Genomic DNA, 23,214 nt, shown 5'->3' on the forward strand with positions numbered 1-23,214 from the left:
TCCTTGCCTGAGCCCGAGAACGAGGGCGCCGCCGCCGGACCTCCGGCACCGGCCGAGCCGGCCGCCGCGCCCGGGGCCGCCGCTCCCGAGATCGCCGCGCCCGCCGCTGCCGCACCCGACGCCCAGGCCGAGGCCGCCGTACCGCCCGTACCGGAGCAGGCCCCGCGCCGGCTGCCGCGCGCCGTCGGCGTCGCGCTGGCCACCGCCGGACTGCTCGCCGTCACCGCGGCCAGCGCCGCCGTGACCGTCGCCGTCGGCAAGCCCGACACCCGCCCGGTCGCCGCGGCCGCCCCGGCCCCGTCGAAGGCGAGCGCGGGCGCGAGTGCCGCCGCGAGTGCGACGCCCTCGGCCGCGCCCGTCCCGGTGCCCACCGCCGTCCCGGCCGAGCCCGCCCCCGTCAGCACCGTCAAGGGCACCGTCAGCGGCGGCAAGCACGAGGGCGACCTGCGCTACTTCCTGCTCCCCATCCCGGCCGGCGGCGAGTCCTACGGGCCCGTGGACGGGATGGCCATGAGCGACGACGACGTCGCCGACCTCTTCGGCAAGCAGGACGGCATCATGGACATCCTCAAGTCCTACGGCTACAAGGGCGGCGCGAACCGGATGTACCGGACCGCCGACGGCAAGGCCGAAGTCACCGTCACCCTGCTGAAGTTCGGCTCCACCGCGATGGCGTCCGACTTCGCCAAGAACTACAAGATCAAGTCGCTGGACCCGTTCGACATCGACGGCGACTCCGGCGGCCGCGGCTACCTGAAGGCCCCCAAGCAGCAGGCCTACACCGGCTCGATGAGCGGCATCTCCAGCCAGGGCGACGTCCAGTACACGATCGACGTCGACGTGAAGGGGACGCCCGACAAGGCGCTGCTGAACGAGCTGATGAAGCGCCAGCGCGAGTGGCTCACCACCGGCGGCTGAGCCCGGCTCCGCCCTTTCCCCGTCCTTCTCCTCCTCCTCTGGAGCCACTTCCGTGACCACCGAACCCGCGGAGCCGGTGCCCGCCGCGCCCGCCGTTCCGCCGCCGCCCGCCGCACCGCCCGTCGCGCCCGAACCCGCCGTACCCGCCGCGCCGTTCGCACCCGAGGCCGGCGCCCCGAAGGCCCCGCGCGGCCCGCGCCGCCCCCGCCCCGTGCTGCTGACCGCCTGCGCCCTGGTGCTGGGCACCCTGGCCGGCGGCGGCGTCGGCTACGCCGTGCAGGCCCAGCGCCCGCCCACGCCGCTGCCGCCGCTCCAGGCCGCCCGCCCGGCCTACCCGGCCGAGCGGGTCGACCCGGCCGCCCTCGCCGCCGAGCAGCCCGCGCCGATCGGCATCGACGGCGACCTGACCAAGCTGCTGATCGGCGCCCCCGAGGGCAGCGCCCCCTGGGACGACCACCCGGACAAGCCGAGCTGGATCTCGATCGGCGAACTCGCCGAGGAGAAGGGCGGGGCGGCCGACACGTTCAAGGACCTCGCCTCGCGGGGCTTCCGGCGGGCGGCCGAGGTGAACTGGAAGAAGGACGGCGTCTTCTACCGCGTCCAGCTGGTCCAGTTCACCGAGGACCGCGCAGACGAGGCGAAGACCGGCTACTGGCCGCTGCCGTTCGCCGAGAGCGCCAACGGCGGCTACAAGGTGGACATCCTGCCCCGTTACTGGTCCGAGAGTACCGAGCAGTTCTACTACGGCGGGGCCCATGCCAAACGCGGCTCGGTGGAGATGACGATCGAGGTCTTCGACACCAAGCCGGTGAACCCCGACACCCTCAAGGACCTCGCCAAGCGGCAGTGGGAGCGGCTGGTATGAACGACGACACCGTGACCACCTCCGCTGCCGCTCCGGGCGCGCCCGAGTCGGCATCCGAGGGTTCGCCCATCGGCCCCGCCGCGCCCGCAGGCCCGAGCCCCGCCTCCCGCCGCCTGCTGCGCGCGGGGGCCGCGACCGCCGCGGCCGCGCTGGTCGGTGTGGCCGTCGGCGTGGGCATCATCAAGACCCAGTACGACGACCCCGCGCAGGCCACCGCCGCCGCCCCGTCCACCGGTCCCACCCCCACCGCGACCGCCACGCCGTACGGCGCCAAGTCCAACGGCAGCCACTTCGGTTCGATGCGCGACCTGCTGCTGCCCGTCCCGGCCGGCTACCGGCCCGGCCCGGACGACGGCGGCTACGGCCACGACAGCGAGCAGAACGGCGAGCAGCTGTCCGCCGAGATGGACGCCGACCTCCAGCAGCTCCCCAAGGACAAGCGCGACAAGATGCGCGCCTACTGGGAGGGCATGCACGTCAAGGCCTCCGGCGTGCGCACCTACCTCGCCGACGGGGACGACCTGGTGATCGGCCTGAAGCTGCGCCAGTTCAACCAGCAGGAAGTGCAGCGGATCAACGAGTACACCGCGGTCTTCACCGGCGACACCGGCCTGTTCCGGGTCGGCCCGGCCGTCCCCGGGCACCCCGAGGCGCACTGCTACCTGATGCCGGCGCCGCCGTCCGCGCCGATCGACTACCTGGAGTGCTCGGCCGCCGAGGGCGACCTCCTGGTGGTCATGAGCGCCGAGGGCGTGGCGCCGCTGCCCAAGGACAAGATCGTCGCCCTGTTCACCCTCCAGCTCGACCGCCTCGCCCGCCCCGGAGCCTCCGTATGACCGACCACGCCACCCCGCCGCCCGCGCCCGCGAACGCGCCCGTGCCCGGGAAGGGGGCCGATCCGGTCCTGGAGGCGCTCGCCGAGCCCGTCGCCGAGCCCTTCGCCGCCGCCGAGGATCCCGCGGCCCTCGCGGAGCAGGAGGCCCGCCGCACCCGGCGCCGCAAGGCGGCGGTGCGCTGGAGCGGCGCCGTCCTGGTGTTCGCCCTCGCCGGCACCGGCAGCGCGCTGGCCGTCACCGCCCCCGACCGGACCGACCTGCCGGGCCTGGCCACCGCGAGCGACGGCCGCTACACCTTCGCGCCGCTGACGCTGCCTCCGCTGCCCGCGGGCCAGGAGGCCCCGGACGACAAGGGCAAGTCCCCGCACCACGCGGACCTGCGCCACCTGCTGCTGCCCGCGCCCAAGGAGGCCGGCGGCTCGCTGACCCCGCCGGTCTTCCCGGCGCCCACCGCGGCCGCCCCCCCGGGCTCGCCGACCGCCTCCCCGTCGGCCCCGGCCACCCCGGCGCCCTCGGACTCCGCGTCCGCCGGCGCCTCCGCCTCCGCCGCCGGCTCCGCCCCCGGCTCCGCGTTCGGCCAGTGGGTGCCCTGCGACGCGATCGCCGACGAGCAGCAGGACCCGGTCAAGATGCGCTCCGTGCTGCTGGAGCACGCCTGCCGCGCGGCCACCGTCCGGGAGTGGACCGCCTCCGACGGCACCCGCACCCAGATCCGGCTGCTGCGCTTCGGCTCCGTCCGGGAGTCCTGGGGCGCCTTCGCCGACGTGCGCTCCAAGGGCGGCCCCAAGGCCGCACCCTCCACCAAGGGCACCCCCCACGACGACTGGGACGCCCTCGACGGCAGCAGCCTGACCCTCGTGGAGTCCACCACGGCCGGCACCAAGGGCGCCCCCACCGCCCGCGTCGCCTACCTCTCCGCCGCCGACGTCGTCGCCGTCATCACCATGACCAACCCCGCCGGCGTGCCCACCGCGCCCTTCCGGCAGGTCGTCACCCTCCAGGGCGAACTGCTCGGCTGACCCGCCCCGTTCCACCGGGCCGGCCCCCTTCCTGCGGGGGCCGGCCCGGCGGCGTTCCCCGCCCCCGTCGTCCAACACCCCTTCCGTACAGGCCTTCTGGCGCAGGCCTGCTGGGACGCCGGCGGCCCCCGCCGTCACCCCCGCAGCCGTGCCGCCACCGGGCGGTGGTCGCTGGGGGTGGCGGGCAGGGTCCAGGTGGCGGTGGCGGGGAGATCGCGGGTGAGGATGTGGTCGATCCGGGCCAGGGGGAGGGCGGACGGCCAGCTGAAGCCGAAGCCGCTGCGCGCGGGGGTGAGGCGGCTGGTGAGCGGGGCGAGGGCGCGGTCGTCGGCGGCGGTGTTGAGGTCGCCCAGCAGCAGGACCCGGCGCAGCGGTTCGGCTTCCAGGGCCTGGCCGAGGGCGGCGATGTCGCGGTCGCGGTGGGCGGTGGCGAAGCCGGTGGCGGTCATCCGCACCGAGGCGAGGTGGGCGACATAAACGGCCAACGGCCCGCCGGGGGCGCTGACTTCGGCCCGCAGGGAGCGGTTCCAGCCGGGGTCGATGACCAGCCGCCGGGACTCCGTCACCGGGTAGCGGCTCCACAGCGCGACGGTGCCGGTGCGGGCGTGGTGGGGCAGCGCCTTGTCCAGCACGCCCTGGTAGGCGGGCAGGGCGGCGTCGGTGACCTCCTCCAGCGCGACCAGGTCCGGGCTGGCGGCGAGCAGGGCGCGGGCGGTGCCGGCCGGGTCCGGGTTGGCGGCGTTCACGTTGTGGGTGACCACCGTCAGCCCCGGCCCGCCGCTCCCGCCCGTCGACGCCCCGTGCGCCGGAGCCCCGCCGCCCAGCAGCAGCGGCCCGAACGCCACCGCCCACACCACCGCCAGCACCCCGCCCGCGCAGGCCGCCGCCGGTGCCCGGCGCAGCGCCGCGCACAGCAGCGCCGCCACCGCCACCAGGGCGCTCCAGGGCAGGGCGCTCTCCCACAGGCTGCCCAGGCCCACGCCCAGTTCCGGCACCAGCCGGTGGCCGCCCAGGGCGAGCGCGGTGAGCAGCCCGAGCGCGGCGGGCACGCGCCCGCGCCGCCACCGGGGGACGGCGCGCCAGCGGGGCACGGCCCGTCGGCGGGGTGCGGCTTGTCGCCCCCGTGCGGCCCGTCGCCCTCGTGCGATCGGCCACCGGGGTGCGGCCAGCCACCGGCGTACGGCCCACCACCCGGGTGCGGCCCGTCGCCGGGACGGCCGGGCGGCCCCGTCGGGTGCCTCGGCGGGCGTGTCGGAACCGGCGGGAGCGGTCACGGCGCGCCCCCTCACCCTGCGGCGTCCGGCAGCGGCGCCGGGCAGGTCCCGCCCGGCGTCGTGAGCAGTTCGAAGTGCCAGATCTCGTTGGCGTACACCTGGCACAGCCCGTACCGGGCGCCGTTCTGGATCAGCCAGTAGTCGGCGCTGGTCGGGCCGACGTCCACCGCCTTGCCGCTGACGTGCGCGGACTTCTCCGGCGTGTTGACGAACTTCCGGGCCTGCTCCAGGCTCCCGTACGTGACCACCCCCCGGTCCAGCAGCCGCTGCTGGTAGGCCTTGCTGCGCCAGCCGGAGGTGACGGTCATCTCGATGCCCTTGGCCCGCGCGTCGACGGCCGCCTGCTGCAGGGCCTCGCGCAGCGGACCGTCCAGGTTGCCCACGGCGGGAGAGCCGGTGTCGGAGGGGGTCAGCGTCCGGCCGTCGGGTATCTCCCCGTCCGCCTCCGCCTCCGTCGTGACGGGCGGGGCGGTGACGGGCTGGGCGGTGACGGTGGCCGCCAGGGTGCGCAGGACGGCCTCGGTGCCCGGCGGGTCGGCGGCGCACGCCCCGGCCAGGGCCAGCACCGCCGTCGCGGCGGCGCCCGTGGCCAGCCGCCGCTGCCGTCCGCTCCGCGCGGTCGTCCCCGTGCCCGTCCCCGTCCCCGTCTCCGTGCCCGTGGCCGTGCTGGTCCCCGTCTCCGTCGGGGTGTCCGTCGTGTCCATTTCCTGCCTCCCGGTGGTGCTCGTCCGTTGCCGGACCATTGGAGGAAAGTCGGTGTTGCGAGGACGTCTGCGCAGGCCGATACGTTTTCGATAGGCCCCATCGGGTCCAATGGGTACGAACAGCGGAGCGAGGGAGAACGGCACGTGCGGGTCCTGGTGGTGGAGGACGAGATCTACCTCGCGGAGGCGGTCCAGGCCGGACTGCGGCTGGAGGCGATGGCCTGCGACATCGTCACCGACGGCGACGCGGCGCTGGAGCGCCTGGCCGTCCACAGCTACGACGTCGTCGTCCTCGACCGCGACATCCCCGGCACCCACGGCGACGACGTCTGCCGCAGCATCGTCGAGCAGGGCCTGGGCTGCCGGGTGCTGATGCTCACCGCCGCCGCCCGCCTGAACGAGAAGGTCGCCGGCTTCGAACTCGGCGCCGACGACTACCTCACCAAGCCCTTCGACCTCGCCGAACTCGTCGTCCGGCTGCGCTCCCTGGCCCGCCGCCCGGCCCAGGCCGCGCCGCCCGTCCTGGAGTACGCCGGGCTGCGCCTGGACCCCTTCCGCCGCGAGGTCTACCGCGACGGCCGCTACGTGGGCCTGTCCCGCAAGCAGTTCGCCGTCCTGGAGGTCCTGATGGCGGCGCACGGCGGCGTCATCAGTGCCGAGGACCTGCTGGAACGCGCCTGGGACGAGAACGCCGACCCCTTCACCAACGCGGTCCGCATCACCATCTCCGGCCTGCGCAAACGCCTCGGCGACCCGTGGGTGATCCAGACCGTGCCGGGCGTGGGCTACCGCCTCACCGACCCGCGCCAGGAAGGCACCCCGCAGTGAACCCCGACCCCGGTTCCGCCTCCGCCTCCGGGCGCCGTACGGGCGGACGCCGCACCGGAACCCGCCCCCGCCGGCTGACCGCCCGGATGCGCCTGACCCTCAGCTACACCCTCTTCGCCGTCACCGCCGGCGTCCTCTGCCTCGCCGTCGTCTACGTCGGCATGCGCTACGTGCCCAACTACCCCCTCACCTCCTCCAACCCGCGCTACCGCTCCGACGCCCCCTCCCGCCAGGAGATCCTGCGCTCCCTGCTCACCGCCAGCGGCTACGCCCTGGCCCTGCTGACCGCCGTCGGCCTGGTCGGCGGCTGGCTGATCGCCGGCCGGGTGCTGCGCCCGCTGCAGGACATCACCCGCGCCGCGCACCGCGCCGCGGGCGGGGCACTGGAACACCGCATCGCCCTCACCGGGCCGCGCGACGAGTTCACCGACCTCTCCGACGCCTTCGACGAGATGCTCGCCCGCCTCCAGCACTCCTTCGAGGCCCAGCAGCGCTTCGCCGCCAACGCCTCCCACGAACTGCGCACCCCGCTGGCGATCACCCGCACCATGCTCCAGGTCGCCGCCGCCGACCCGTCCGGCCAGGACTGGGGCCGGCTCGTCAGCCGCCTCCAGGACACCAACCAGCGCGGCATCGAGATCAGCGAGGCCCTGCTCCAGCTCGCCGACCTCGGCCACGCCCCGCCCGACCTCGCCCCCACCGACCTCGCCACCGCCACCGGCGAGGCACTGGCCGCCGTCCGCGACGAGGCCCGGACCCTCGGCGTCACCCTCACCGCCGACCTGCGCTCCGCCCCGACCACCGGCAACCCCGTCCTGCTGCGCCAGGCGGCCGTCAACCTGCTGCACAACGCGCTGCGGCACAACCTGCCGACCGGCGGGCGGGTCACCGTCGCCACCGGGGCCGACCCCGAACGGCCCGGGCGGGTACGCCTGACCGTCGCCAACACCGGCCCCCAGCTGACGGCGGAGGCCGTGGCCACCTTCACCGAACCGTTCCTGCGCGGGCGCGGACGCACCGCCGAGACCGACCCGGCCCGCCGCGGCCACGGCCTGGGCCTGGCCATCGTCGCCGCCGTCACCGACGCCCACCACGGGGCCCTCCACCTCGCCCCCGAACCCGCCGGCGGCCTCCGCGCCACCCTCGACCTGCCGGGCCTGCCCGGTCTGCCCGGTTCTCGTTGACGTCACGGTGGAAGAGCCGTGTGGGAAGGTGGCGGCCATGCCGCAGCTCGGTCGCCGCCTCCGTTCCCTCCGGTTCACGCTCGGGCTCGCTCCGACGGGCTTCGCCGCAAGCCGGGAGACGGGTGACCCGGCCCTGGAGCACGCCCTGGCCGGCCCGGCGACGCTCTGCGGCATCCCCCGGCGCCGGGTGACGGTCTACCGGCATCCGTTCGTCGCGAGGAAGCGGCGCGGAAGCTGCCCGCGGTGCAGGGCGAAGGCCGTCGACGCCCCGTCCGGGCCCTGAGCGGAGGCGTCCTCGGAGCCGACCTCGAACGCTTGAAGCCGCGCTCGAACCCGACCGGGACGGTCGCACCGCCTGCCGTCGCCGAGTACGACCGGTCGCCGAGCACGACCGCAGGCGTCCGCAGCCGATCGTCCTCAGCCGGTCACGGGGAAGCGGTCGATGTTGCGCTCCACCCAGGTGCGCAGGTGCGCCAGCGGGGCGCAGGCGTCCACGCCCAGCGGGGTGAGGCTGTACTCGACCCGCGGGGGGACCTCGGCGTGGATCTCGCGGTGGACCAGGCCGTGCTCCTCCAGCCTGCGCAGGGTCTGGGTGAGGACCTTCGGGCTGACGCCCTGCAGGCGGGTACGCAGCGCGCCGAAGCGCTGCGGGCCGTCCTCCAGGGCGCCCAGGGCGAGGGCGCTCCACTTGTTGGCCAGCAGGTCGAGCATGTCGCGGCAGGGGCAGGCCGCGGCGTAGACGGACTTGGGGTCGGTGCAGTCGGGGGCGTGGGTCTTCGCCGTACGGGTCGTCGTCACGCGCCGATGGTACCCATTGGTACCCGTCGGGTACTGCTTCGGTACCCAACGGGTACCAATGGTCCTTGCGGGTAACCACTACCTTCCGCATACCGTCTCCGACGTGCCCGGACACCCCGGGTGCCCCGAGGAGGAGAGCCCTGATGACCGCCATGCCCGCGACGCCCCCGACGCCCCCGACGCCCGAGACCGCCGGGATCCCGGCGACGATGCCCGCCGTCGCCTACCGCCGGAGCCTGCCGGTCGACGACCCGCGGAGCCTGCTCGACGTCGAGCTGCCGGTGCCCCGGCCGGGCCCGCGCGACCTGCTGGTGCGGGTCGAGGCGGTGGGCGTCAACCCGGTGGACCACAAGGTCCGGCAGAGCGCCGACCCGGGCGGCGAGCCGCGGGTGCTGGGCTGGGACGCGGCCGGCACCGTGGTCGCGGTCGGCCCGCAGACGGAGCTGTTCCGGGTCGGCGACGAGGTGTACTACGCCGGCGTCCTGGACCGGCCCGGCGCCGACTCCCGCTACCACGCGGTGGACGAGCGCCTGGTCGGCCGCAAGCCCGCCACCCTCTCCTTCGCCGGGGCCGCCGCGCTCCCGCTGACCGCGCTCACCGCCTGGGAGGGCCTCTTCGAGCGCCTTGGCCTGGGCACCGGCGGACCGGAGCAGGGCGGCACCCTGCTGGTGACCGCCGCCGCGGGCGGCGTCGGCTCCCTCGTCACCCAGCTCGCCCGCGCCCTCACCGGCCTGACCGTGATCGGCACCGCCTCCCGCCCGGAGTCGGCCGACTTCGCCCGCCGCATGGGCGCCGACCACGTGATCGACCACAGCCGCCCGCTCGGCCCGCAGCTGGCCGAGGTCGCCCCCGGCGGCCTCGACCATGTCTTCAGCACCGTCGCCACCGACCGCAACCTCACCGCCTACGCCGAGGCCCTGAAGCCCTTCGGCGGCATCGTCGCCGTCGACGACTTCGACTCCCTGGACATCGGCGTCCTCAAGGGCAAGAGCATCTCCTTCCACTGGGAGTTCATGTTCACCCGCTCCCTGCACGCCACCGCCGACCGGGCGGTGCAGCACCGCATCCTCGACCGGGTCGCCCGCCTGGTGGACGCGGGCGTCCTCACCACCACCGCCACCCGCGACCTCGGCCCCGTCAACGCCGCCAACCTCCGGGCGGCCCACCGCCTCCAGGAGTCCGGTACGGCGATCGGCAAGACGACCCTCACCGGGTTCTGAGCCGGTGCCCTCCCGCCGCACCGGCCAGATCGAGGCCCTCATCGCCACCGGCGCCGGGGCGGTGGCGGCCCTGGCCGCCCGGGCCCTGCTGTCCGGCGTCTACCAGCACCACGGGCAGGACCCGGCCGTGCCTACCTGGCTCGACGCCGCCGTCCTGGCCACCGGCGCCGCCACGGCCGCCCTGCTCTACCGGTGGCTGCGCCGCCGCCCGGGAGACTGACCCCCGCCCCCGCCCGCGCCCGCCGGATCCCCGTTCCGCCCGTGCCGGCGCGGGCGCCCTCGGCGGGCGCGGGGGAGCGGGGGAGCGGAAGTGGCGGTGGATCCGGTGCGGGTCTGCCAGGCTGTTCCGGTGTTCGAATTCCGCCTCTGGCTTGCCGCGTTCCCGGACCCCGTACCCGAAGCCGAAGCCCGCAGCTACTGGAACCTGAAGGACCACCCCACCCCGCACCTCGACGGAGCCCTGAGGCGCGCGGACTACGTCTACGTCGGCGCCTGGGGGGACAGCCACCTGTCGGACGAGCCGCAGTCCGGCCGCTGCCCCGCCGTCAGGATCTTTGACTGGCTGTTCTACCGCGGGACCATCGACAGCTACCAAGCGCCGCTTCTCGACGCCCGGTTGAGGGACGAACTCATCAGGATCCACCAGCCCCGCCCGGGTGACCTGCCTGCGGAGTCCACCGACGCGGAGACGATCGCCGCGTTCCTCACGGCGCACCTCGGCCGGTACCTGCTGCCCGAGGGGGAGCCACCGGCCACGGCGTGACACGTCGGACGGGCCGGCTTCCCGCTCCCGCAGGCCAGACGGGGCCTCCGGTCAGGGGACGGACCGTCCCGCCAACCGGCCGGTGCGGCGCGGGAAGTCGGACGGGCCGACTTCCCGCGCCGGGCGGCTGCCGAGGGCCCGGCGCAGGTGCCGGATCTCCGCGTGGGCCTCGGCGAGTTGGCGGCGGACGTCGGGCTGGGAGGACGGCGGGGGCGGCGCCCCGGTGGTGCGGCGCAGGGCCGCGACCCACTCGTCCTCCTCCGCCGGGCCCACCCCGCAGGCCCGGACGAACTCGACGAGGACCCGCTCGGTGCAGTCCCGCTCGCCCGCCAGCACCCCGTGCAGGGTGCTGCGCGGCAGGTGGCTCACCGCGCCCCGCACCGCGCGGGTCTCCAGCTCGCGCAGGGTCGGGCTCCCGGCGCGCAGCCGCAACCGCCGCATGGCGACGAGCAGTTCGGAACGCTCCGTGACGTACCGCAGGGCCCGGTGCGCGGCCGGTCCGCAGCCCGCGACCTTCCCCCTCCGGCCGGGCCGGCGGGCGTCGGCGCGCAGCCACAGCCGCTCGGCGGTGCGTACCGAGCCGCCGCAGGCCCGGACGTAGGCCTCGGTGACCGGCCAGGTCGGCACCGTACGGCCCTCGTCCGCGCGGGAGAGGGTGGCGAGGGAGACGGGCCGGGTGAATTCGACGGTCTTGCGCGCCATCTGGCTGTAGGTGAGGCCGGAACGCTCGCGCAGTCCGCGCAGCCACCGCGCGAGCGTCCGGACCTCCTTGTCCTGCTCAGCCAGGGCGCTGTTCAGGCGCCCCACCGGCCGCCTCCTAGCGGGCCCGGTGGACGGTGAGCGCCTCGGCCAGGCGGCGGACCAGCTCTATGCCGAGCAGTCCGGCGCCGGCCAGGGTGGCGACGGCGGTGCGGGCGGGGGTGCCGAGGGTGGTCAGGGCGGTGGTGAGGAGGAGGACGACGACCACGAGCACGGTGGCCGGGACCGGCACCGGGATGCCGGGGGCCGTCCGGACCTCGACGCACGCCGCGTTCGCGGCCGGGGTGTACTGCTGTTCCATGCGGTCTCCGCTTCGCTGGGTTGCGGTTGCTGCCACTCGACCGGGGTCCTCACGCGCCCGTCCGGCCTTCCAGAGCCGGGCGGGCTGGACACCCACGCACAGGGTCGCCGTGTACCACGGGGGCGGTCCAACGGTTTACGCCGCCGTTTCTCGCCTTGTCCCAGCCGAAATTGAAAAACCGTCAGAAGGAATTCGCAGCTCACGGCCGTCCGGCCGTCCGCACCCCCGGGTCCCGCTGCCCGCCGCGTCCGACCTCCCACGCGCTTTCGGGCTTGCCGCGAGGAAATCGAAACGCCATCCTCAGTGGATATCGGCGGGGTGAGCGCCCCGCACCAGCCCAGCCCCGGCCAGGAGCCGGAGGCGCCAGGGCCCGGCGCGGCATTGGCCTGTCGCGCCCCATGCACGCGGTCTCCCCGGCCGTTGCCACTCGACACCACCCAGGGGATCCGGCTTGCCCTGTTCCAGCAGGGCGGGCCAGTTGCGGCACCTTCTGCCGCGCCGAAGTCCGCACCACCGGGCCGGTCGGTCCGTCGGCCGGCTGCCGGTCAGTCGGTCGGCCGGCCCGCCTGCCGGTCCGTCGGCCGGTCCTCCCGCTGGTCGTCCTGCCGGTCCGCCGCGACCGGCAGCAGGCCGCGCTCGCCGAACACCTTCTTGGCGACGAAGGTGGCGTTCAGGGCCTTCGGGAAACCGCAGTAGCCGGCGGAGTGCAGCAGCGCCTCGACGATCTCCTGCGGCGTGAGCCCGACGTTCAGCGAGGCGTTGACGTGGACCTCCAGCTGCGGCTCGCACCCGCCGAGCGCGGTGAGCATGCCCAGGGTGACCAACTGCCGATCGCGCGGCGGCAGCCCCGGCCGGCTGTAGATCTCCCCGAACCCCCAGGCGACCACCTGGTGCCCGAGCTCCGGACTGACGTCGCCCAGCGCGTCCACCACCCGCCGCCCGACCTCGCCGTCGATCCGCTCCAGCACCTCCAACCCGTGCGCGAAACGCTCCCGGCGGACCTCGGCCTCGTGCGCGGACATGCTCATCGGCGCCGCTCCTCTCCTGTTCCCGCGCCGCCGACCACGTGCGGCGGCGACCACGGCAGAAACCGTAGAACTTGGAGTGCGCTCCAACTCAAATCCGACACGCAACCCGCCCCCGCAGGAAAATTTGCGGTCGAGACCCCCTGAAATGCCATCACTGCGCCCTGGCTGAGCCGAAAGATTTCCTGCGGCCGTACCATCCGAGGGAACGGCCGCAATCCCTGCGGCCGCACCCCGAGTCCCGAGTCCCGCGAGACGGAGTCGCCATGCCCCCGAACGTCTTCCGCAACGGCATCGGACGGCTGCTCCCCTCCCGGGGTCCTGACGGCCTGAGAGTCTGGAGCATCGACCAGGCACCGAGGAGCACGCTGTACGGCGCCCCCGTCGAGGCCACCATCCTGCTCGAAGACACCGACGACCTCGACCGGGCCGACCTCCCCCTGGTCGCCGAGGTCCTCGGCAGGATCGACCACTACCTCGAGACGGCGCTCCACTTCGTGCGCGAGGCAGTGGCGGCCGACCCGGCCCTCTTCGGCCTCACCGAAGCGGAGTCGCGGCCCTACCTCCGCCTGCCGGTCGCGGACTTCCCACTGGACTCCCCCCAGCTCAACTTCTACCTCGACGAGTGGCACCTCCACTTCGCCGAAGGCCGCCTGCCCATCTGCGACCCCTACGGCCTCGCGGTCGTCTTCGACGGCCAACAGCCACTGAGAGTGGAAGACCTGAGCGACGCCACCCCCATCGACCCCGACACCACCGAGATCCCGGGCCGGCAGAACGCCTGACCCACCCCTCGCCCACCCGCAGTTCCCCGGGCCCCGGCCCGCACAGAATGGAGGGTGGGCGCGCGGGCCGGAGCGGAAAGTCAGCGGGCCCGACTTCCCGCGCCGTGCCACCCGCTGTAGGACGTCGGCAGGTTCGAGTTCCTACGCTGCGCCGGTCCAGCCGCCCCTCGTCCACCGCAGATCGGCTGGCACTTCCTTATCCCGGGTGTTCGGGCCCGACCTGCACCGCTTCGGCGGGTGGGCACGGGGGTTGGAGCGAGAAGTCGGCGGGCCCGACTTCCTGTGCTTCGTTGCTCCGGACCCCTCGCCCCCGCTCCGCTGGGTGGGGATGTGGGCAAGGTGATTGAGAAGTCGGTGGGCTCGACTTCCTGTGTGCGGCACTCCCATCACCCCACACACACACCGCTCTGTCGGGTGGGGACGGGGGTTGGAATGGAGTGAGAAGTCGGAGGGGTCGACTTCTCGTACCGCATCGACGCTCGCTGGCCATACGTCGATCAGCCTCGCTCGCCCGCCGGCAGGCTGGGGCGGCAATCCCTCTTCGCGGGCCGCCCCGGCCTGCGCGGCGGGGCGGGTGGGTGCGGGGGTTGGAGTGGGAAGTCGGCGGGTCCGACTTCTCGCGCTGCGCCACTCCGCTCCCTTCCGGCTTCGTCGGGTGAGGGCGGGTGAATGGGAAGTCGGATGGCTCAACTTCCCATGCTGCGCTGGTCCGTTGATGGCTGCGGCGAGCGGATCGGAGTGAGAAGTCGATGGGGCTGACTTCCTGTGCTTCGCTGCTCTGTACCCTCGCCCCTGCTCCGTTGGGTGGGGATGGGTGGGCGGGTGAGTGGGAAGTCGGTAGGGCCAAGGTCTCGTGCGTGCGGGGCGGCTGGTGGGGAAGTTCCTGCGCGAGGTGGGGTGGGAAGTCGGTGGGCTCGACTTCCTGTGCTGCGTTGGGAAGTTGGTGGAGCGACTGCGGTGAGCGGGGCGGAGTGGGAAGTCGGCGGGTCCGACTTCTCGTGCCGGGTAGGGCAGTTGATGGGGAAGTGCACGTGCGAGGTGGAGTGGGCAGTCGACGGGGTCGACTGCCCACTGTGCTGCGCTGGGCGGTTGGTGGGGTGGGTGCGCGGGTGGGTGAGTGGGAAGTCGGCGGGGCCGACTTCCCAGGCTGCGCGGGCGGTTGGTGGGGAAGTGCCCGCGCGAGGTGGAGCGGGAAGTCGGTCGGGCCGACTTCCCGCGTTGCGCGGGGCGGGGCGGGGGGTCAGGAGCGGTGGTACTGGATGGGGGTGGTGACTTCGGCGCCGAGGGTGGTGGCGGCGTGGCGGGCCCAGTAGGGGTCGCGCAGCAGTTCGCGGCCGATCAGGACGGCGTCGGTGCGGCCTTCGGTGAGGAGGGCCTGGGCCTGGGCGGGGTCGGTGATCAGGCCGACGGCGGCCACCGGCAGGTCGGTCTCGCGGCGTACGGCCTCGGCGAAGGGCACCTGGAAGCCGGGCGCGGCCTCGATCCGGGCGTCGGGGACGAGGCCGCCGGTGGAGACGTCGAGCAGGTCGACGCCGTGGGCCCGGAGCTCCTTGGCGAGGCGGACGGTGTCCTGGGAGGTCCAGCCCTCGCGGCCGTCCTCCGGGTTCTCGGTGAGCCAGTCGGTCGCGGAGACGCGGAAGAAGACCGGCAGGTCCTCGGGCCACACCGAGCGGACGGCGTCGACGACCTCCAGCGCGAAGCGGATGCGGCCCTCGAAGGAGCCGCCGTAGCCGTCGGTGCGCCGGTTGGTGTGGGGGGAGAGGAACTGGTGCACGAGGTAGCCGTGGGCGCCGTGGACCTCGGCGACCTGGAAGCCGGCGTCGAGCGCGCGCCGGGCGGCGTCGGCGAACTGCCGCACGATCTCGCCGATCTGCTCCTCGGTGAGCTCGTCCGGCGTGGTGTGGGTGGGGGAGAAGGCCTCGGCGCCGGGGCCGACCGGGGTCCAGCCGTGCTCCTCGTCCGGGGCGACGGGGCGTCCGCGGTCGACCCAGGTGCGCTCGGTGGAGGCCTTGCGGCCGGCGTGGGCGAGCTGGATGGCCGGGACGGTGCCCTGGCTCTTCAGGAAGGCGGTGATCCGGCGGAAGGCGGCGGCCTGCTCGTCGTTCCAGATGCCGAGGTCGTACGGGCTGATGCGTCCCTCGGGGCTGACCGCGGTGGCTTCCGTGATGATCAGCCCGGTGCCGCCTGCGGCGCGGGCCGCGAGGTGGGTGAAGTGCCAGTCGGTCGGGACGCCGGCCGCGGCGCCGTCCGGGGCCGCGCTGTACTGGCACATCGCCGGCATCCAGATCCGGTTGGGGACGGTCAGGGACCGCAGGGTGAGCGGGGCGAAGAGAGAGGTGCTCATGTCGGACTCCCGGTGGGGTCGGCTGACGCCAGGATGCAGGGCGAGGCAAGGGCGAGCATGCAATTTTTGCAGCTGCATTTACACTCGTAAACAATAGTTGCGCGCGCACGGACTCGCAAGGGTTTCCCGTCGGCGTGCCCTCCCGACACCCTCCCGCCTGCGACAATCGCTTCCATGATCGAATCCGCAGCCACCAGCATCCCGGAAACGCCCCTCACCGTCGCCGCCGCCGCGATCATCCGGGACGGCCGGCTCCTGGTCGTCAGCAAGCAGGCCGCCCCCGAGGTCTTCTACCTCCCCGGCGGCAAGCCCGACCCCGGCGAGGACGCCCTCCAGGCGCTGGCCCGCGAGCTGGGCGAGGAGCTCGGCGCGGCCCCGGTCGACCCCCGCCACCTCACCGACATCCGCGCCACCGCCGCCCTCGAAGGCGTGCCCATGCTGATGACCGTCTTCACCGCCACCCTGGACCGCGAGCCCGTCCCCGCCGCCGAACTCGCCGACCTGCGCTGGACCGACGGCCGCGACGACACCCTGCGCCTGGCCCCCGCCGTCCGCGACCACCTCCTGCCCCTGCTGCGCGAACGCGGCGACCTGGCCTGACCCGCAGGCCCGGCCCGGAGACCGTTTCGGCCCCCGCCCGGGCGGGCGGGGGCCGAAACGGCACGGGCGGTCCTCCGTCAGCGCGCCGTCTGCGCCACCCGCTGCGCCGGAACGGCGCCCCGCGCGGTCCGCGCGCCGGCGGAGGCACCAGCAGGGGCAGCAGGGGCGGCGGGGGAGGCACCCAGCGCGGTGCCGCGGGTCTCCTCCGCCCACGCCACGCAGACCAGCAGCCCGAGAGCGGTGACCCCGGCGGCGATCAGCATGGTCGGGCCGGTGCCCAGCCCGGTCAGCGACAGCGGCAGCAGGTAGGTGCCGACGGCCGCGCCGATCCGGCTCACCGAGGTGGCGACGCCCACGGCGGTGGCCCGGATCTCGGTCGGGAACAGCTCGTTGGGGTACGTCCAGTCGAGCACGTTGGGCCCGCCGCACAGGAAGGCGTACGCGCACAGCGCCAGCAGCGCGACCGCGGCCGGGGCGGTGGGCCACACGCCCAGCAGCGCCAGCGGGACGGTCATCAGCGCGAAGGACCAGATGATGACGGGCCGCCGGCCGCGGGTGTCGATCAGGCGCAGCGCCGGGTAGCAGCCGAGCAGGAAGACGAGGCTGATCAGGCCGGTGCCGAGGGTCTCCATCACGGTGCCGCCCGGCATGCCGAAGGAGGAGAGGATCTGCGGGCCGAAGGTGAGCATCGCGAACAGCGGGCCGACCTGGCACATGAAGAACAGGCCGCAGAACAGGGTGCGGCGCCGGTAGGGCTGGGTCATCAGCAGGCGCAGTCCGGCGGGGCGGCCGCGCTCGGCCGGATCGGGCATCAGCTCCCGGCCGTCGACCCGGACCCCGAGGTGCTTCTCGACCACCCGCACCGCGTCGCCGACCCGCCCGTTGGCGGCCAGCCAGCGCGGCGACTCCGGCGAGCCGCGGCGGATCACCAGGAACACCACGCACAGCACCGTGGAACTCGCCAGCATCCACCGCCAGCTGCCCGGCCCGGCCAGCTCCAGGAACAGGTAGCCCACCACGTAGGCGAGCACCGAGCCGGCGTACCAGGCGACGATCTGCTGCCCGAGCAGGCGGCCGCGCTTCTTGGCGGGCAGCCACTCGGCGAGCAGCGAGGTGGCGATGGGGTAGTCGGCGGCCACGGCCATGCCGAGCACGAAGCGCAGCAGGGTGATCGCCCACACCGCGTCCACCCAGAAGGAGAGCACCGAGCAGGCGACCATCACGAGCAGGTCGGCGGTGTACATCACCTCCCGGCCGATCTTGTCGGTCAGCACGCCGAAGAGCGCGCCGCCGACGAACATGCCGACCAGGGCGGCGGCGCCGATCAGGCTGACCTCGGCGGTGGAGAGCCCGAGGTCTGGGCGCATCCCGATCAGGGCGACGCCGACGATGCTCAGGATGTAGCCGTCGAGCAGGGGTCCGCCCGAACAGGCGAGGGCCAGCCTGCGGTGGAACGCGGTATACGGGGCGTTGTCGATGGTCTGGGACATGTACTTGGGGTCCTCCGGAGCGTACGGCACGCACTGCGCACCGTGCGCCGGGTAGACGGCAGGGGAAGACGCCGCCCACCTCGGACGGCGCCACCGCCCGGTCACAACGGGCGACCGTCCACGGTTGCCCCGGTTCCGAGGGGGCGCCACCGGGGCGAAGGTCGAGGGGATTCGCGACCAAGGTCCCGAAGCGGACGGGCCCTTCGCCCGTGCCGCCACGGCGCCCGCCCAGTTCCGCCACGGGGCCGCGCCGCCGGGCGCCGCGAACGCGCGCCGGACGTGACCCTGGTCACTTCGGACCGTCAACGGCCCCTGGAATGTGGCCCATTCCACACCGGGGCGGTGCCCGTCCGTACGGGACCGACCCCGCCGCGTCACCGCCGGGGCGCCGTCACGAGCCCGCCGTGAGCGCGGCATCAGCCCGTTGTGAGCCCGTCGTCAGCTCCTCTCCGAGGGCCGCCGGTCCGCGCCCGCGCCCGCGCCCGCGACCGCCAGCGGCACGGCGACGTCCGCGACGTGCTCCCGCGGCCCGGCGGTCGCCCAGTTCGGGTGGTACACCTCCCGGTTCGGCCCGCCCCGCCCGTACCCGCGCGCGGCGACCCAGGCGGCGACCGCGTCGTGGGCGGCGGCCATCGCGGCGGTGCGCCGGCGGGTCAGGGCGGTGTACGCCTCGCGGTGCGCGGGCTCGATGCGCACCGCGAACGGGCCGTGCGGCCCGACCGCGTTCGGGGTGGGGGCGCAGACCTCGACCAGGGCCTCGCAGTCCTCGCCCACCAGGCCGTGGTAGACCGCGAACAGCGGCCCCGACAGGCACGCCCCCGCCTCCCGCAGCCGGCCGAGCAGCAGCCCGGAGGCCTCGGCGAGGAAGCCGGGCAGCGCGGCGGCGTCCACGTGCCGCCGGACGAACAGGACGTACTGCTCGGGCACGTCGCGCTCGGCGACCTCGAACACGGCCGTGCCCCGTCCGGCCAGGACCTCGCGGGCGTAGCCCACTGCCTCCCGGCGGGCCGCGTGCTCGGCCTCCCGCTCCCGCCAGTACGCCAGCAGCTCCCGCTCGCCCGCGTCGCCGTCCGACTCGGCCGCGTCCAGCACCGCCGCGATCCGCGCCAGTGGCAGCCCGGCGGCGCGCAGCAGCGCGATCCGCCGGGCCCGCTGGACCTGCGCCGGGCCGTACCGCCGCACGCCGGTGCGCGGGTCGACCAGGGCGGGCGGCAGCAGCCCCCGCGCGCCGTAGAGCCGCAGGGCCTTGAGGCTGAGCCTGGTCCGGGCGGCGAGTTCGCCGATGGTGATCGTGTCGTCCTGCACGCCCGCCACTGTGCCCCCTGCCCCAGGGGGAGGGGCAAACGGCCGAACGCCGAGGGGGCGAGCCGCACCCCCTTTATGGCGGTACGTCAGCCTTCCCACCGGATCCGCCCGCCTGTTCGCGGCGCCGAGCGGGCCGGTTCACCGGCGCGTGAACTGGAGGCCGTCCGTGCACGGTTGACTTCCCGCGGCCTGGGAGGAAACGCCCCCGGGCCGCACCGTCCGCAGGCGAACGGCACTTCCGGCGCCCCGCACGCCGCCGGAGACGCCCGAGCCCGCCGCCGCACGAGGAGACCCCCATGCCACCCCCGCCCGCCGGCACCCGCACCCGCACCCGCCGCCGCGCCCTGGGCGCGCTCGCGCTGGCCACCGCGCTGGCCGCCGGCCTGCCCGGCCTCGCCGCACCCGCCTGGGCCGCCCCCGCCCCCACCGACGCCCCCGCGCCGAGCCGGGCGCAAGCCGACCCCGGCCTGGTCCTGGACCGCCCCGGGGAGTCGGTGGTCACCCGCCGCGAGGTCACCCCCATCGCCCCCGGCCTGACCATGACCTCCTTCGACCGCCTCGGCGGCCCGGGCTGGATCCGCGGCAAGGTCCTCGTCGCCGACCTGGACACCGAGGGCCTGAGCGTCGACTACCTGTCCTCCGGCAAGGTGACCACCCGCCAGAGCGTCACCGACATGGCCCGCGGCGCCGGAGCCGTCGCCGCGATCAACGGCGACTACTTCGACATGAACGCCTCCGAGGCCCCCCTCGGCGTCGGCGTCTCCCGCAAGGACGGCCTGGTCCAGGCCCCCGTCGAGGGCTGGAACCAGGCCGTCACCGTCGGCACCGACGGCCTCGCCCGGATGGCCCAGGTCTTCCTGGAGGGCCACGCGAGCCTGCCCGGCGGCCGCGAGCTGACGCTGAACGGCGTCAACACCTACGGCCTGCCCGCCGACGGCGTCGGCGTCTTCACCCCCGCCTGGGGCGACGCCACCCGCGGCAACGTCGCCAACGGCTCCGCCGAGGTCGCCGAGGTCGAACTGCGCGACGGCCGGGTCACCGCCGTCCGCGACACGCTCGGCGCCGCCGTCCCCGAGGGCGCCACCGTCCTGGTCGGCCGCGAGGCCGGCGCCCGCGCCCTGCGCGACCTCGGGCCCGGCGACCGGGTCTCCGTCGGCTACCGTCCGCGCGCCTCCTTCGGCGAGGTCGCCGTCGCGGTCGGCGGCTACCAGGTCCTGGTCGCCGACGGCGTCGCCCAGCGCTCCGGCGAGAACGACGGCAACGAGCTCAACGCCCGTACGGCCGTGGGCTTCTCGGCCGACAACCGGCGCATGTACCTGGTCACCGTCGACGGCCGGCAGGCCGACAGCCCCGGCATCAGCCTGCCCGACCTCGCCGTCCTGCTGCGCGACATGGGCGCCCACAACGCGCTCAACATGGACGGCGGCGGCTCCGCCGCGATGGCCGCCCGCCTGCCCGGCGCCGAGCGGGCCGGCACCGTCAGCAGCCCCTCCGACAACGGCGGGGAGCGCGCCGTCGCCAACGGCCTCGGCCTGTTCTCCACCCCCGGATCCGGCCAGGCCAAGGGCTTCCGGCTGCGCCCGGCCCCGGCCGTGGACACCGCTGCCCGCCTCTTCCCCGGCCTGCACCGCACCGTGCGCGCCCTGCCCCACGACGAGGCGTACGGCGCCGTCACCGCGACGCCGCCCGCCACCGCGTGGTCCACCGCCACCGGCGCCACCGTGAGCGTCGAGGGCCTCGGCCCGGACGCCGTCGTCACCGGCCGCGCCCCCGGCGCCGCCGAGGTCGCCGTCACCGCCACCGGCGCCGCGAAGGCCGTCCTGCCGCTGACCGTGCTCGGCCCGGCGGTACGCGTCAGCGCCGGCAGCGCGCCGATCGCCCTCGAAGGCGCCGGCGCCACCGCCCGCCTCACCGTCACCGGCTACGACGCGCTCGGCCACACCGCACCCGTCGAGGCCGCCGACGTCAAGGTCACCGGCGGCGAGGGCGTGGTCGAGACGAGCGCCGCCCCCGACGGCACCATCGCCCTCAAGGCCCTGGCCGACGGGAAGTCCGCCACCCTCCACCTGGCCGTCGGCACCCTGGAGAGCGCCGTCGCCGTCACCGTCGGCATGACCGAGAAGCCGTTCGCCGACTTCTCCGACGCCGCCGCCTGGAAGTCCGGCAACGACCGCGCCCCCGGCGGCTCGACGGCCCCCGCCCCCGGCCCCGACGGCACCCACGGCCTGCGCCTGGCCTACGACTTCACCCACTCCACCGGCACCCGCGGCCAGTACGCCATCGCCCCCGAGGGCATCGTGCTGCCCGGCCAGCCCCGCTCGATCACGATGTGGATCGAGGGCGACGGCAACGGCGCCTGGCCGCGCGTCCAGTACCGCACCGCCGCCGGCGTCACCGCCAACCTCGACGCCCCGATGGTCACCTGGACCGGCTGGCGCAAGGTCGAGTTCCCCGTCCCCGCCGGCGTCCAGTACCCGCTCACCTTCCAGCGCTTCCGCCTGATGGAGACCAGCGCCGCCCGCTCCTACACCGGCGCCCTCACCCTCGCCGACCTGCGCGTCAAGGTCGCCCCCGACGTCGAACTGCCCGTCCAGCCCAAGGTCACCGACCCCGTCGTGCTCACCAACGGCACCGTCGACGGCCGCCCGCTGCGCGTCGCCGTCATGTCCGACGCCCAGTTCATCGCCCGCAGCCCCGACAGCGACATCGTCCAGGCCGCCCGCCGCACCCTGCGCGACATCGCCGCCGCCAAGCCCGAACTCCTCGTCATCGACGGCGACTTCGTCGACGAGGCCGCCCCCGCCGACTTCGCCCTCGCCCGCACGCTCCTCGACGAGTTCGACCAGCTCACCGGCCACACCGTCCCCTGGCACTACGTGCCCGGCAACCACGAGGTCATGGGCCCCGGCACCATCGACAACTTCAAGGCCGCCTTCGGCGACACCACCCAGGTCTTCGACGTCAAGGGCACCCGCTTCGTCACCCTCAACAGCTCGCTCGGCACCCTGCGCGGCAGCGGCTTCGACCAGATCGCCACCCTGCGCACCGCCCTCGACGGCGCCGCCCAGGACCCGTCCGTCACCGGCCTGCTGCTCTTCGAGCACCACCCCACCCGCGACCCGCTGCCCGACCAGGGCAGCCAACTCGGCGACCGCAAGGAGGCCGCCCTCGTCGAGCAGTGGCTCGCCGACTTCCGCACCAAGGGCAAGTCCGCCGCCATGGTCACCGGCCACGTCGGCGCCTTCCACGCCCAGAGCATCGACGGCGTCCCGCACCTGATCAACGGCAACTCCGGCAAGGGCCCCGCCGCCGAACCCGACCGCGGCGGCTTCACCGGCTGGACGATGCTCGGCGTCAACCCCGCCGCCGGCCGCGTCACCGACCCCTACGCCACCGCCGACGACGCCTCCGCCTGGCTGCGCGCCGAGGTCCGCGCCCGCGCCGACACCGTCGACCTCCAGGCCCCCACCGCCCTCGGCCTGCTCGAAACCGCCCCCGTCCACGCCACCTTCACCCAGGACGGCGAGCGCACCGTGCCCGTCGCCTGGCCCGTCACCGCCCAGTGGGGCGGCACCGCCGTGCACATCGGCACCGCCGCGAGCGCCCCGCGCACCGCCGTCGCCGCCTACGACCCGGCCACCGCCACCCTGACCGGGCTGCGCCCCGGCAGCGGGACGCTGAGCGTCACCGTCGGCGGGGTGAAGGCCGAACAGCCGCTCACCGTCGGCGCGTTGCCCGCCTGCACCACCACCGTGCGCGGCCGGCACTCCTCGCTCGCCGTCACCTCGGGCGTCACCTGCCTCCAGGGCGCCGCCGTCGACGGCCCGGTCCTGGTGCAGCCCGGAGCCTCCCTGGTCGCGCTGGACTCCACCCTGTCCGGCCCGCTCTCCGCCCGCGGCGCGACCACCCTGGTGCTGAGCGACACCACCGTGAACGGCCCGGTCGCCGTCAGCGGCACCACCGGCACCACGGCGATCCTGCGCGCCACCCTGTCCGGCCCGCTCCACCTCGCGCTCAACCGGGGCGCCACCCTGCTGGCCGGCACCACCGTGCGCGGCCCGCTGGACTGCTCCGGCAACACCCCGGCCCCGGTGAACGGCGGCCTCGCCAACACGGCGAGCGGCCCGAAGGGCGGCCAGTGCGCGAAGCTGTGACCGACCGTCGGTGATACGCCGTCAGTGACCCACCGCAGGCCC

Annotated in this window: 22 protein-coding genes; 13 read left to right on the forward strand and 9 right to left on the reverse strand. The window is 75.0% G+C overall.

The genetic code is table 11. The annotated features are described in order from the left end of the window. The first annotated feature begins 3 nt into the window (after positions 1–3). The 4 genes from ACFVU7_RS30340 to ACFVU7_RS30355 are packed head-to-tail and all read left to right on the forward strand — an operon-like array spanning position 4 to position 3,638. Positions 4–918 carry a hypothetical protein gene (locus tag ACFVU7_RS30340; RefSeq protein ID WP_388048236.1) on the forward strand — a complete coding sequence of 305 codons (915 nt, stop codon included), beginning with the start codon at positions 4–6 and terminating at the stop codon, positions 916–918. 52 nt (positions 919–970) lie between these two features. Beyond that, on the forward strand, positions 971–1,783 hold the full coding sequence (locus ACFVU7_RS30345) for a hypothetical protein (protein WP_388048238.1): 813 nt from the start codon (positions 971–973) through the stop codon (positions 1,781–1,783). Then, positions 1,780–2,619: a hypothetical protein gene (locus ACFVU7_RS30350; RefSeq protein ID WP_388048240.1), complete on the forward strand. Its 840-nt coding sequence runs from the start codon at positions 1,780–1,782 to the stop codon at positions 2,617–2,619. The genes ACFVU7_RS30345 and ACFVU7_RS30350 overlap by 4 nt, the downstream gene beginning before the upstream one ends. Next, positions 2,616–3,638, forward strand: coding sequence for a hypothetical protein (locus tag ACFVU7_RS30355; protein ID WP_388048242.1), 1,023 nt, complete (start codon positions 2,616–2,618; stop codon positions 3,636–3,638). The genes ACFVU7_RS30350 and ACFVU7_RS30355 overlap by 4 nt, the downstream gene beginning before the upstream one ends. Before the next feature lie 134 nt (positions 3,639–3,772). On the opposite strand, the gene ACFVU7_RS30360 is transcribed toward ACFVU7_RS30355, so the two are convergent. Beyond that, positions 3,773–4,687, reverse strand: coding sequence for an endonuclease/exonuclease/phosphatase family protein (locus tag ACFVU7_RS30360; protein ID WP_388048244.1), 915 nt, complete (start codon positions 4,685–4,687; stop codon positions 3,773–3,775). Between the two features lie 236 nt (positions 4,688–4,923). Then, positions 4,924–5,616, reverse strand: coding sequence for a M15 family metallopeptidase (locus ACFVU7_RS30365; protein WP_388048246.1), 693 nt, complete (start codon positions 5,614–5,616; stop codon positions 4,924–4,926). Positions 5,617–5,760: 144 nt separating this feature from the next. Here ACFVU7_RS30365 and ACFVU7_RS30370 point away from each other — a divergent pair, with 144 nt between their 5' ends. Genes ACFVU7_RS30370 through ACFVU7_RS30380 form a run of 3 tightly spaced genes read left to right on the forward strand, consistent with a single transcriptional unit; the run spans position 5,761 to position 7,911 of the window. Then, positions 5,761–6,444, forward strand: a complete 684-nt coding sequence (locus tag ACFVU7_RS30370; RefSeq protein WP_074005305.1) for a response regulator transcription factor — start codon at positions 5,761–5,763, stop codon at positions 6,442–6,444. Further along, positions 6,441–7,628 (forward strand): sensor histidine kinase, encoded by a 1,188-nt coding sequence (locus tag ACFVU7_RS30375; protein ID WP_388048248.1) that lies wholly within the window; start codon positions 6,441–6,443, stop codon positions 7,626–7,628. The genes ACFVU7_RS30370 and ACFVU7_RS30375 overlap by 4 nt, the downstream gene beginning before the upstream one ends. Before the next feature lie 37 nt (positions 7,629–7,665). After that, entirely contained in the window at positions 7,666–7,911 is a 246-nt protein-coding gene (locus tag ACFVU7_RS30380; RefSeq protein ID WP_388048250.1) for a hypothetical protein, read from the forward strand. Between the two features lie 134 nt (positions 7,912–8,045). On the opposite strand, the gene ACFVU7_RS30385 is transcribed toward ACFVU7_RS30380, so the two are convergent. Then, positions 8,046–8,426, reverse strand: a complete 381-nt coding sequence (locus ACFVU7_RS30385; RefSeq protein WP_074005307.1) for a helix-turn-helix domain-containing protein — start codon at positions 8,424–8,426, stop codon at positions 8,046–8,048. A 209-nt stretch (positions 8,427–8,635) separates the two neighbouring features. Here ACFVU7_RS30385 and ACFVU7_RS30390 point away from each other — a divergent pair, with 209 nt between their 5' ends. From ACFVU7_RS30390 to ACFVU7_RS30400, 3 genes are all read left to right on the forward strand, one after another. Then, positions 8,636–9,646 carry a zinc-binding alcohol dehydrogenase family protein gene (locus ACFVU7_RS30390; RefSeq protein ID WP_388048426.1) on the forward strand — a complete coding sequence of 337 codons (1,011 nt, stop codon included), beginning with the start codon at positions 8,636–8,638 and terminating at the stop codon, positions 9,644–9,646. A 4-nt stretch (positions 9,647–9,650) separates the two neighbouring features. Beyond that, entirely contained in the window at positions 9,651–9,866 is a 216-nt protein-coding gene (locus ACFVU7_RS30395; protein ID WP_074005309.1) for a hypothetical protein, read from the forward strand. 129 nt (positions 9,867–9,995) lie between these two features. Further along, a complete protein-coding gene (locus tag ACFVU7_RS30400) occupies positions 9,996–10,409 on the forward strand; it encodes a hypothetical protein (RefSeq protein ID WP_388048252.1) in 414 nt (137 codons plus the stop codon). 51 nt (positions 10,410–10,460) lie between these two features. On the opposite strand, the gene ACFVU7_RS30405 is transcribed toward ACFVU7_RS30400, so the two are convergent. The 3 genes from ACFVU7_RS30405 to ACFVU7_RS30415 form a co-directional block, all read right to left on the reverse strand. Next, positions 10,461–11,216 carry a helix-turn-helix domain-containing protein gene (locus ACFVU7_RS30405; protein ID WP_388048254.1) on the reverse strand — a complete coding sequence of 252 codons (756 nt, stop codon included), beginning with the start codon at positions 11,214–11,216 and terminating at the stop codon, positions 10,461–10,463. A gap of 10 nt (positions 11,217–11,226) precedes the next feature. Then, complete coding sequence (locus tag ACFVU7_RS30410; RefSeq protein ID WP_049649932.1) at positions 11,227–11,469, reverse strand: hypothetical protein; 243 nt, start codon at positions 11,467–11,469, stop codon at positions 11,227–11,229. 545 nt (positions 11,470–12,014) lie between these two features. Continuing rightward, positions 12,015–12,491, reverse strand: coding sequence for a carboxymuconolactone decarboxylase family protein (locus ACFVU7_RS30415; protein WP_388048427.1), 477 nt, complete (start codon positions 12,489–12,491; stop codon positions 12,015–12,017). Positions 12,492–12,760: 269 nt separating this feature from the next. On the opposite strand from ACFVU7_RS30415, the gene ACFVU7_RS30420 reads away from it, so the two are divergent. Further along, entirely contained in the window at positions 12,761–13,279 is a 519-nt protein-coding gene (locus tag ACFVU7_RS30420; protein WP_388048256.1) for a hypothetical protein, read from the forward strand. A gap of 1,240 nt (positions 13,280–14,519) precedes the next feature. Here ACFVU7_RS30420 and ACFVU7_RS30425 read toward each other — a convergent pair. Continuing rightward, positions 14,520–15,623, reverse strand: coding sequence for an NADH:flavin oxidoreductase/NADH oxidase (locus ACFVU7_RS30425; protein WP_388048258.1), 1,104 nt, complete (start codon positions 15,621–15,623; stop codon positions 14,520–14,522). A gap of 174 nt (positions 15,624–15,797) precedes the next feature. Between ACFVU7_RS30425 and ACFVU7_RS30430 the strand changes: the two genes are divergently transcribed. Beyond that, positions 15,798–16,223 (forward strand): NUDIX domain-containing protein, encoded by a 426-nt coding sequence (locus ACFVU7_RS30430; RefSeq protein WP_388048259.1) that lies wholly within the window; start codon positions 15,798–15,800, stop codon positions 16,221–16,223. A gap of 77 nt (positions 16,224–16,300) precedes the next feature. On the opposite strand, the gene ACFVU7_RS30435 is transcribed toward ACFVU7_RS30430, so the two are convergent. Together ACFVU7_RS30435 and ACFVU7_RS30440 are read right to left on the reverse strand one after the other, a co-directional pair. Then, the gene (locus tag ACFVU7_RS30435) at positions 16,301–17,713 is read right to left on the reverse strand and encodes an MFS transporter (protein ID WP_388048261.1); all 1,413 of its coding nucleotides are present in this window, start codon (positions 17,711–17,713) and stop codon (positions 16,301–16,303) included. Positions 17,714–18,151: 438 nt separating this feature from the next. Next, positions 18,152–19,018, reverse strand: a complete 867-nt coding sequence (locus ACFVU7_RS30440) for a MerR family transcriptional regulator (protein ID WP_387821215.1) — start codon at positions 19,016–19,018, stop codon at positions 18,152–18,154. Between the two features lie 296 nt (positions 19,019–19,314). Between ACFVU7_RS30440 and ACFVU7_RS30445 the strand changes: the two genes are divergently transcribed. Then, positions 19,315–23,172: a phosphodiester glycosidase family protein gene (locus tag ACFVU7_RS30445; RefSeq protein ID WP_388048263.1), complete on the forward strand. Its 3,858-nt coding sequence runs from the start codon at positions 19,315–19,317 to the stop codon at positions 23,170–23,172. The last annotated feature ends 42 nt before the right edge of the window (positions 23,173–23,214 follow it).

This window comes from Kitasatospora sp. NPDC058046, from assembly GCF_042885595.1.
In the GTDB taxonomy this organism is placed as follows: domain Bacteria; phylum Actinomycetota; class Actinomycetes; order Streptomycetales; family Streptomycetaceae; genus Kitasatospora.

Coding starts and splice junctions, on each gene's coding strand:
- ACFVU7_RS30380 (WP_388048250.1), top strand. CDS start 7,666: ATGCCGCAGCTCGGTCGCCGCCTCCGTTCCCTCCGGTTCACGCTCGGG.
- ACFVU7_RS30410 (WP_049649932.1), bottom strand. CDS start 11,469: ATGGAACAGCAGTACACCCCGGCCGCGAACGCGGCGTGCGTCGAGGTC.
- ACFVU7_RS30355 (WP_388048242.1), top strand. CDS start 2,616: ATGACCGACCACGCCACCCCGCCGCCCGCGCCCGCGAACGCGCCCGTG.
- ACFVU7_RS30350 (WP_388048240.1), top strand. CDS start 1,780: ATGAACGACGACACCGTGACCACCTCCGCTGCCGCTCCGGGCGCGCCC.
- ACFVU7_RS30430 (WP_388048259.1), top strand. CDS start 15,798: ATGATCGAATCCGCAGCCACCAGCATCCCGGAAACGCCCCTCACCGTC.
- ACFVU7_RS30415 (WP_388048427.1), bottom strand. CDS start 12,491: ATGTCCGCGCACGAGGCCGAGGTCCGCCGGGAGCGTTTCGCGCACGGG.
- ACFVU7_RS30435 (WP_388048261.1), bottom strand. CDS start 17,713: ATGTCCCAGACCATCGACAACGCCCCGTATACCGCGTTCCACCGCAGG.
- ACFVU7_RS30445 (WP_388048263.1), top strand. CDS start 19,315: ATGCCACCCCCGCCCGCCGGCACCCGCACCCGCACCCGCCGCCGCGCC.
- ACFVU7_RS30365 (WP_388048246.1), bottom strand. CDS start 5,616: ATGGACACGACGGACACCCCGACGGAGACGGGGACCAGCACGGCCACG.
- ACFVU7_RS30425 (WP_388048258.1), bottom strand. CDS start 15,623: ATGAGCACCTCTCTCTTCGCCCCGCTCACCCTGCGGTCCCTGACCGTC.
- ACFVU7_RS30420 (WP_388048256.1), top strand. CDS start 12,761: ATGCCCCCGAACGTCTTCCGCAACGGCATCGGACGGCTGCTCCCCTCC.
- ACFVU7_RS30390 (WP_388048426.1), top strand. CDS start 8,636: ATGCCCGCCGTCGCCTACCGCCGGAGCCTGCCGGTCGACGACCCGCGG.